This is a genomic window from Streptomyces sp. NPDC057307 (assembly GCF_042667665.1).
Lineage (GTDB): Bacteria > Actinomycetota > Actinomycetes > Streptomycetales > Streptomycetaceae > Streptomyces.
Genome location: NZ_JBHUZM010000217.1, coordinates 1 through 9043 on the forward strand (window position 1 = coordinate 1; position 9043 = coordinate 9043).

The 9043-nt window shown below is 71.5% G+C and carries 7 protein-coding genes and 1 pseudogene; 1 reads left to right on the forward strand and 7 read right to left on the reverse strand.

The annotated features are described in order from the left end of the window. The coding region (ggt, locus tag ACFUN8_RS35905) for a gamma-glutamyltransferase (protein WP_383647238.1) at positions 1-1816 on the reverse strand (1816 nt) is incomplete at its 3' end. Positions 1817-1940: 124 nt separating this feature from the next. Here ggt and ACFUN8_RS35910 point away from each other — a divergent pair. Beyond that, positions 1941-2684, forward strand: coding sequence for a hypothetical protein (locus ACFUN8_RS35910; RefSeq protein ID WP_383647240.1), 744 nt, complete (start codon positions 1941-1943; stop codon positions 2682-2684). A gap of 686 nt (positions 2685-3370) precedes the next feature. On the opposite strand, the gene ACFUN8_RS35915 is transcribed toward ACFUN8_RS35910, so the two are convergent. From ACFUN8_RS35915 to ACFUN8_RS35940, 6 genes and pseudogenes are all read right to left on the reverse strand, one after another. Beyond that, entirely contained in the window at positions 3371-3811 is a 441-nt protein-coding gene (locus ACFUN8_RS35915) for a DUF6278 family protein (RefSeq protein ID WP_382572646.1), read from the reverse strand. 111 nt (positions 3812-3922) lie between these two features. Next, on the reverse strand, positions 3923-4702 hold the full coding sequence (locus tag ACFUN8_RS35920) for an exodeoxyribonuclease III (protein WP_382572648.1): 780 nt from the start codon (positions 4700-4702) through the stop codon (positions 3923-3925). Positions 4703-4767: 65 nt separating this feature from the next. Next, positions 4768-5400: an MBL fold metallo-hydrolase gene (locus ACFUN8_RS35925; protein WP_383647244.1), complete on the reverse strand. Its 633-nt coding sequence runs from the start codon at positions 5398-5400 to the stop codon at positions 4768-4770. Positions 5401-5524: 124 nt separating this feature from the next. Next, the gene (locus tag ACFUN8_RS35930) at positions 5525-6844 is read right to left on the reverse strand and encodes an alpha/beta fold hydrolase (RefSeq protein ID WP_383647247.1); all 1320 of its coding nucleotides are present in this window, start codon (positions 6842-6844) and stop codon (positions 5525-5527) included. A 92-nt stretch (positions 6845-6936) separates the two neighbouring features. Further along, positions 6937-7512, reverse strand: a complete 576-nt coding sequence (locus ACFUN8_RS35935; protein WP_383647250.1) for a hypothetical protein — start codon at positions 7510-7512, stop codon at positions 6937-6939. A gap of 245 nt (positions 7513-7757) precedes the next feature. Beyond that, a pseudogene (locus tag ACFUN8_RS35940) lies at positions 7758-8903 on the reverse strand (ROK family glucokinase); the annotation flags it as partial. Between the last annotated feature and the right edge of the window lie 140 nt (positions 8904-9043).

Below are 9043 nucleotides of genomic sequence, written 5' to 3' on the forward strand. Positions count from 1 at the left end.
GGCTTACCACCATCGCGGAGCCGCCGCCCCTGCGGTCCTTCTCCGCCGCCGCCAGCCAGCGGCCGTCCGGCAGCCGCTGGACGCCTGTCGCGGCGCCGATCTCCGGGTTCTTGGTGAACGCGTGCCCCAGTGCTTCGAGTTGGGCACGCAGCGGGCTGTCGTAGAGACCCGGCTCCAGCTCCGTCGTCGCGGCGTTGCGCTGGCTCGCGCGGGGCGCGGCGATCGCGTCGACCAGCGGCAGGTCCCGGTCCAGATGGCCGGTGAGCGTCTGCAGGACGGTCGTGATGATGGTCGCGCCGCCCGGTGAGCCGAGCGCCAGGAGCGGCCGGTCACGCTCGTCGAGCACGATCGTCGGGGAGATGGACGACCTCGGCCGCTTGCCGGGGCCGGGCAGGTTCGGGTCGTGGACGGCCGGGTTCGCCGGGGCGAACGAGAAGTCCGTCAGTTCGTTGTTGAGGATGAAGCCCCGGCCGGGAACGGTGATGCCGCTGCCGCCCGTCGACTCGATCGTCAGCGTGTACGCGACGACGTTGCCCCACTTGTCGGCGGCCGTCAGATGGGTGGTGTTCTCCCCCTCGTACGTCGTCGGCGCCGCCGTGCCGCCCGTCGCGCACGGCACCGGCTTCGACGGGTCACCGGGCGCGAGCGGGCTCTTGAGCGCCACGTCGTCCTTGATGAGGCATTCGCGCGAGTCGGCGAAGCGCTGCGACAGCAGGCCCTTGACCGGAACGGACTCGAAGGCGGGGTCGCCGAGCCAGCGCCCCCGGTCGGCGAAGGCGATCCGGCTCGCCTCGATGAAGCGGTGCAGATACTGCTTCTGCGACGCCTTCGAGAGGTCGGTGCGCTCCAGGATGTTGAGCGCCTCGCCGACGCTCGTACCGCCGGAGGACGACGGCGCCATGCCGTACACGTCCAGCCCTCGGTAGGAGACCTTCGTGGGCGCCTGCCCCTTGGTCCGGTACGCGGCCAGGTCGCCGGTCGTCAGATCGCCCGGCCGGACCTTGCGGGTGGCGTCCGGGTCGACGGGCGGAGTGTTGACGGTGCGCACGATGTCGCGGGCCAGGTCGCCCCGGTAGAGCGCGTCGGTGCCGCGCCGGCCCAGCTCCGCGTAGGTACGCGCCAGGTCGGGGTTCTTGAACACCGAGCCGGTCACCGGGAGTTCACCGCCGGGCAGGAACAGTTCGGCGGAGGCCGGGAAGTCGGCGAACCGCTCCTGGTTCGACGCGGTCTGGGAGCGGAACGTCTCGTCGACGGTGAAGCCGTCCTTCGCCAGCCGTTCGGCCGGCTTCAGCAACTGCCGCAGCGAGGTGCTTCCCCAGGAGTCGAGCGCCTTCTCCCAGGTCGCCGGGGTGCCGGGCGTGCCGACACCGAGTCCGCTCGTCACGGCCTCGGCGAAGGGGATCGGCTTGCCGTCCTCCTGGAAGAGGGTGGCGTCGGCGGTCTTCGGGGCGGTCTCGCGGCCGTCGATGGTGTGGACGGAGCGGGACTTGGCGTCGTAGTAGACGAAGTAGCCGCCACCGCCGATACCGGCCGAGTAGGGCTCGGTGACGCCGAGCGCGGCGGCGGTGGCCACCGCCGCGTCCACGGCGTTGCCGCCCTGCCGCAGCACTTCGATGCCCGCGGCCGACGCGTCCTTGTCGACGCTGGACACCGCCCCGCCGTGGCCGACGGCGACCGGCGATTTGGCGGGAGTCTTGGCGGGTGTCTTCCCCGGTGGGGCCTGGGCGGGCGCGGACGGTGGCGCCGCGGCACCCACCGACAGCATGGCGGCGGCGAGCGCCACTATCGAGACGTTGCGTAGGGCGAGGCGGTGCATCTGTACCTCCGGTGGGCGTCCGTCCGCGGAGCGTAACCTCAGCACTCGTGCCCCGCCAGAACCACTTGCCCCGGAACCCTGGTGGGATGTCCGTCGCGGCGCGGTCCCGCTAAAGTGCGCGCCCATGACTGACGACGTACGCAACATCGTTCTCGGGGTGCTCGCCGCCGGTATCAGTGCTTCTCTCGGCTGGATCGCCCGTACCTATCTCTGGCGCCGCAAACTCCGCAGGAAACAGGCGTTCTTCGGGCTGCCCGGCAACTCCGAGTGCCTGTTGGTCGTCAACCGCGAGGCGGGCGGCGACGGCGCCGTCCACCGTCACGACGTCTTCGCGCTGCTGGAGATGTCCGCGCTGATCAAGGACTGCGGCGCGCACGCGCAGATAGTCCAGCACGACTCGGCGCAGCAGGGGTTCGGTGAGCGTACGGAGTTCTGCCTCGGCGGCCCGGCGTCGAACCGGCGGATGGCCGCGCATCTCTCCTCGCTGCTGCCCGGCGTCAAGATCAACACGGACCCGGATCCGGGCCCGGACCGCGGGGCCTTCCAGATCGGTACCGAGCGCTACCGCGCCGACCCGGGTGTGGCGGAGTACGTCATCCTGGCGCGCCTGACGGCGGGGCAGGAGTCCCGGCCGGTCTTTCTCTTCTGCGGACAGCGGGCCATCACCAACCAGGCGGCCTCGCGCTATCTGGCCAGGCACCACGAGAAGCTGGCGCGCAAGCACGGCCGCGACTCGTTCTGTCTGCTGCTGAAGGTGGTCAACTCGCAGGCGTACGGCCCCGATGTGGTCGAGCTGGTCGCCGATGTCACCAGGGCGGCGCAGGAGCCCGCTCCGGCCGTACGCACCTCGCACCGGGCGACCGGCTGAGCCGGGGCGCGGAGGGGGCGGTGAGCGGGCCGGAAAGGGGAGAGAGCGGCACCCTCGTCGTACGTCGCGACGACGCGGGCCCGCTCCATGGCGGACACGGCCCTCCCGGCGCGCAGCTGACCTTCTCCCCGGCCACGCCCGACCCATGGTGCCTGTCGGTCCCGCGGCGCGAGAAGTGATCTCCGGCTGCTGCCGGAGGGGCCTCCCGAGAAGCGGGAGGCGGGCCATGTCCCTTGAGCTACCGCGCCTCGGGCGGCGGCGGGACCATCCCCGCGTGCGCGGAGCACGGCGGACGCGTACGGACTCCCGGGGAGTGCCCGAGGCCGGCGCGGCATCCGTGGCCTCTGCCGGCAAGACCACCGTCACCATGGGGATGAACGGCAAATCGTAGTCCAGATTCGGCGCGATGGGCTCGCCCGCGTACCCGAACTCCCGGACCGGGGAATCCGGTCGGGGGTCCCTGGCTCTGTCGTGGAATCGGCTGCGGCTCCCGCCGCGGACTGCCCGTCGGACCGTGGTCGACGGCCATACGTTGCCCTCCCCGTTCTCGGCTCTGTCGAGGTCAGCGCAAACTATCCAGCGCGCCAAGGGACTTCACACCCGACACGCATAAATCGGGCATAAGCCGTATTAAACTCCAGGAGCCGAGCCCACCCCGTGCCCCGTGCCCGCCCCGCGCCCCTCGCTCAGGCCTCGGCCGCCTCCGCGTACACCTGGGACAGTTCGGGCGCGCCACTGACGGCCCAGTCGAGACCGGCCTCCACGACCTGGATCTCCCGGCCGGAGACGAGCCGCACGACGGGGTGACCGCCGGGCCAGATGTGCCAGGTCGCGCCCTCGACCGTACGCACGATGACCGTACCGAGATACAGCCCCGCGTCGTTGCCCAGCCAGGGCAGCTCCTCGGGGTCGTCCCGCCAGTGCGGAGGCAGTTGGTCCAGCGCCTCCAACGAGTCGGGGGAATCGTCCAGTTCAAGTCCGGACTGCCCCGCCCGGACACGCAGCAGCTCGCACTCGGAGAGCAGTTCGGCCACGCCCTCCGCGTCACCCCCGACGACGGACGCCGGCGAAGACCCCTCGTCAGCGCCGTTCCGTTTGCGCCAGTTGTCCAAGAAAGGGATGTTCATACCACTCAGCCTGCCATTTCCCCGTACCCGCGCACCTCAGGGCACGCGGGCGGTATCAGAGGCAGAATGCCCAGAGTCAGACCCGCCGATGCCGGCCCGGCCTCCGCAACATCAGAGGTCCAGATCGACGACGACCGGGGCGTGGTCCGAAGCACCCTTGCCCTTGCGCTCCTCACGGTCGACATAACTGTCCTTGACGGCAGCGGTGAAGGGCCCGTTGCCGTAGACCAGGTCGATCCGCATACCCCGGTTCTTCGGGAACCGGAGCTCGCGGTAGTCCCAGAAAGTGTACGGCTGGTCGTACTTGAGCGGTCGCGGCATCACATCGGACAGGCCGCCCGCACGGAGCGCCGCCAGCGCGTCGCGCTCGGCGGGGGTGACATGGGTGGCGCCCTCGAAGAGAGCCGGGTCCCACACGTCCTGGTCGGTCGGCGCGACGTTGAAGTCACCGAGGACGGCGAACGGCCGGTCCCCCGCGCTGTCCTCGGCCACCGCCGCGCGCAGCGCCTCCAGCCAGCGCAGCTTGTACGCGTAGTGGTCGTGCGTGACCTCGCGGCCGTTGGGCACGTAGACCGACCAGACCCGGACACCGCCGCAGGTCGCCGAGACGGCGCGGGGCTCCTCGACGCCCTCGTACTCCGGGCCGCCGGGCAGGCCCTTGACGACGTCGTCGAGACCGACGCGGGAGATCAGCGCCACGCCGTTCCACCTGCCGGTCGCGTTGACCGCCGCCTCGTAGCCCAGCTCGCGCAGGGCGTCGGAGGGGAACTGCTCCAGCGTGCTCTTGGTCTCCTGGACGCACAGCACGTCCGTGCCCGTGCTCTCCAGCCAGGCCAGCAGCCGGGGCAGCCGGGCAGTGATCGAATTGACATTCCAGGTGGCGATACGCATGGACCACAGCCTATCCGCGAGGTCTGACAGTCACCGTCCGAGCCGTCACGGGCCGGTGGGAGCCGTCACAGCTCGGTGGCCTCGCCGGGGGCCAGCCTGGCGTGGCCGGAGCCCCCCAGGCGGCCGACATGGCCGTCGTACATCGGCAGCGCCAGATCGGTCAGCAGGGCGTCGTGGATGTCGAAGGAGCGCCGCGGCTTGACCTCGCGTACGTAGTCGATCACTTCGGAGATCTTGTTCCACGGCGCGTGCACCGGGAGCATCAGCGTCTCCACCGGCCGGCCCGGGACGGTGAACGCGTCGCCGGGGTGGAACAGCGAACCGTCCACCAGATAGCCCACGTTGGTGACCCGCGGCAGATCGGGATGGATCACCGCGTGGAGTTCACCGTGCACCTCCACGTCGAAGCCCGCCGCCGTGAACGTGTCACCGTGCCCCACGGTGTGCACCCGCCCCGGAAAGGCGGTCGCCAGTTGCTCCGCGACGCTGCGCAGGGTCCAGATCTCGACGGCCGGGTCCGCTTCGAGTGCGGCCCGCAGCCGGCCTTCCTCGAAGTGGTCGGGGTGCTCGTGCGTGACGAGGACGGCCTCGGCGCCGAGCGCGGCGTCCTGTTCGCTGAAGACGCCGGGGTCGACGACAAGCGTCCGCCCGTCCTTCTCCAGCCGGACGCAGGCGTGGGACTTCTTGGTGAGCTTCACGTGATCACCTCGTGTTGCGGGTTCCTGGACACTGTCGTACACAGCCGGCCGTACGACACGGGCATCGCACCCTCCCATGGTCGACACCCGCCACCACGACGGCAAACGGGAGGGAGGGCGGCCGTCACGGGTCGGGGGTGGTCTCCTCCTGGACGACCGCGCCGACGACGCGGAACGCCGCGTTCGCCGCCGGGAAGCCGCAGTAGACGGCCGCCTGGATGAGCACTTCCTTGATCTCGGCCGGGGTCAGACCGTTGCGCAGGGCGGCCCTGGTCTCGACGGCGAGTTCGTCGAGGTGGCCGCCGGCGACGAGGGCCGTCAGCGTCACACAGCTGCGGCTGCGGCGGTCCAGGCCGCCCCGGTTCCACACCTCGCCCCAGGCGTAGCGGGTCAGGAGCTCCTGGAAGTCGCCGCCGAAGCCGGCCGTCTCGGCCATGACCTGGTCGACGTGGGCGTCACCGACGACCTCCCGGCGGATCCGTATGCCCGCCTCGTAGGGATCCGGGCGGACGGCGGCCACGGCCTGCGGCTGCTCGGCGGAGGCGATCGCCGCGACGGGGGCGGTCATCGGCGACAGGGTCGGCGGTCCCGCCGGCGTACCCGGACCGGGATAGGTGGCCCAGTCGGGCAGCACCGTGATGCCGGTCGAGGTGTCGGAGGGGTTCTGCCAGGCGGTGGAGAAGTGGCGGATGAGCAGGTCCGTGACGGCGGCCGGCTGCTCGACGGGCGCGAGGTGCGAGGCGCCCGGCACGAGCGCGAGCCGGGCGTCCGGTATCCCGGCGACCAGCGTGCGGGCCTCGGCGGGTCCGGTGACCTTGTCCTCGGCGCCGACCAGGACGAGCGTCGGCACACCGATCCTGCCCAGTTCCGCGCGTACGTCGAAGGCGGCGAGGGCCTCGCAGGCGGCTATGTAGCACCCCGGGTCGGTCGTACGGACCATCTGGACCGCCCACTCGACGATCGCGGGCTGGGCGGCGGCGAATCCGGCCGTGAACCAGCGTTCGGGCGCCGCGCGGGCCATCGGGTCGAGACCGTTCGTACGGACGATGACGCCGCGCTGCCGGAACTCGTCCGCCGTACCGAATCGCGGGGAGGACGCCACCAGCGCGAGCGAGGCGACCCGGTCGGGGCGGCGCAGCGCCAGCTCGGCGCCGATCGCGCCGCCGATGGAGCAGCCGACGTAGCCGAAGCGCTGCACGCCGAGCCCGTCGAGGGTGGCCAGGAGCCGGTCCGCCAGCTCGGGGACGCCGGTGGCGGGGTGGGCGGGCGCGCCGCCGTGGCCGGGCAGGTCGAACCGAAGCACGCGCCAGTGTTTGGCCAGTTCGGGCGTCTGCCTGTCCCACATGTGCCAGGTCGTACCGAGGGAGGGGCCGATCACCAGGGTCGGCGCGTCTTCCGGCCCGTCAAAGCGGTATTGCAGGGTCTTGGTCGTCGTCTCGCTCACCCGCTCACGCTCCCATATCTCACAATTTCCAACGGGGGTGGGTCGGCACACTCGCCAGACCTCCACATCCCGCTTCCCTCACCCGCCGTGTCTCATGGGGTGGTCGTGGAGACGACGTACACACGGGGCATCGCCGGGTCGCTCAGGTCGACGGTGATGTCCTGGGTGGGCCGTGGGTCCTTCTGCTTGTGCGTGGTGCCCGACCAGACGCGGGTGGGGATGAACTTCCAGCCGACGGTGCGCGAGTCGCGGGGCGCGATGGTGACCTTGCCCTCCGCGAGCGCCGCGCGGTGCGTGCCCAGCTCGGTGAGGAAGGTGTCGAGCCGACCGGACGTCACGTTGAACTGCACATACAACCGGCTGGACTTCCAGTTGCTCGTCTCGTAGTAGCGCACGTGCGTGGCACGCGCGGGGATCGGCACCTCGAAGACCCGCTGCTTCATCCGGGACGGCACGGCGTCCGTGAGGCCGGTCGCGGAGGACTCCAGCTCCTTGTCCAGACCGCTGCGGCGGCTCTGACCGGCCGAGATCACCAGATAACCGGCGGGAACACCGATGAGCAGCACGATCACTATCGCCGTCACCCACCGGCGGCGGACCATATGACGGTGGTCCTCCGGCGGCTTCTGCATCGCTTCCGGGGACTTCGACTGGTGGGGCACGGTCATGAGGGCGGTTCCTGGCTGGTGCGGGGGGCGCGGCTGGGGCTCGTGCGGGGCTCTCGCGGTGTTTCCGGCGCTTGCGGTTCCGGCGCCTCGCGGGCCGCCGTGTCCGGCTTGGGCTCCCTCTCCGTCTCTGTGCCCGTCTCCGTCTCCGGGTCGGGCTTCGGCTCCGCCGCCGCGGACTCCCGCCGTTCGCGCACCGCCGCGGCGCGGGACTCCTCGGCCTCGCGCAGCTCCTGCTCCTCGCGCAGGTCCTGCGGCATCCGGCCGGTGCGGATGGCCTCCGCGTACAGCTCGTACTTCTCGTACCGCTCAAGCCTGCGCCGGTTCGCCCGGCGGAAGCGGCGCGCCACGAGTCTGGAGAGGTCCGCCGCGCCGACCATGCCCGCCTCGGGGCCCAGCTGGGCCTTGGCGATACGGGCCTCCGGCCGGTAGCCGCGCCCGGTGAGCTGGCGGCGGAACGCCTCCCGCGCGGGGCCGATCAGCAGATCGTCCGCCGCGCTGACGCCGCCGCCGATGACGAAGCAGGACGGGTCGAGCGCCGCCGCCAGATTCGCGATGCCGACGCCCAGCCACTGGCCGATCTCCTGGAGCAGTTCGACGCACATGGCGTCGCCCTCGCGGGCCAGCTCGGTGATCAGCGGTCCGGTGATGTCGGGGATGTGGCCCTTGACCCGTTCGATGAGGTTGTACGCCACCGGGGAGTCGGCGGCGGCCAGTTCCCTGGCCTCCCGGACGAGCGCGTTGCCCGAGCTGTACTGCTCCCAGCAGCCGCGGTTGCCGCACGGGCAGCGGTGTCCGGCGGGCACGACCTGCATATGGCCGAACTCGCCCGCCACGCCGTACTTGCCTCGCTTGACCCGGCCGTCCTCCAGTATGGCGCCGCCGATACCGGTCCCGAGCGTGATCATGACGAGGTGGTCCTCGCCGCGTCCGGCGCCGAAGCGCCACTCCGCCCAGGCGGCGGTGTTCGCGTCGTTGTCGACCATCACCGGGACGGCGAGCCGCGAGGAGATCGAGTCGCGGAGGGGTTCGTCGCGCCAGGCGAGGTGCGGGGCGAAGAGGATCTTCGCGCGGTCCGCGTCCACCCAGCCCGCGGCGCCGATGCCGACGGCGTGCACGTCGTGGCGGTCGGAGAGGTCCAGCACCAGCTCGACGATGGTGTCCTCGACGACCCTGGGGCTCTTGGACTTGTCGGGCGTCTCGGTGCGGATCTTCTCCAGGATGTTGCCGTCCGGGTCGACGACCCCGGCCATCACCTTCGTACCGCCGATGTCGATCCCGACGGTGGGGACGCGGGGCGCCGAGGCGTGCGAGCGGCGCTCGCGGGTGCCGACGGTCCGCAGGACGGTGGCGCGCGCGGAGCCGCGGTGGGTGAGGTCCCGGTACGTACTCATCGGACCGGCCCCCTCACGCGGGCCTGGCGGACGCTGCTACCGGAACGCGGCCTGGGTACTCGCACGTGTCGTGTCGTCCCTGCGGATCGGGGGCTCGTCGCGCCGGGTGTCCGGGGCGGCGGCGGTGGACGGTTGTCCAC

Excerpts from the sequence above, each read along its gene's own strand:
- ACFUN8_RS35910 (WP_383647240.1), top strand. The coding sequence starts at position 1,941 with ATGACTGACGACGTACGCAACATCGTTCTCGGGGTGCTCGCCGCCGGT.
- ACFUN8_RS35915 (WP_382572646.1), bottom strand. The coding sequence starts at position 3,811 with ATGAACATCCCTTTCTTGGACAACTGGCGCAAACGGAACGGCGCTGAC.
- ACFUN8_RS35920 (WP_382572648.1), bottom strand. The coding sequence starts at position 4,702 with ATGCGTATCGCCACCTGGAATGTCAATTCGATCACTGCCCGGCTGCCC.
- ACFUN8_RS35935 (WP_383647250.1), bottom strand. The coding sequence starts at position 7,512 with ATGACCGTGCCCCACCAGTCGAAGTCCCCGGAAGCGATGCAGAAGCCG.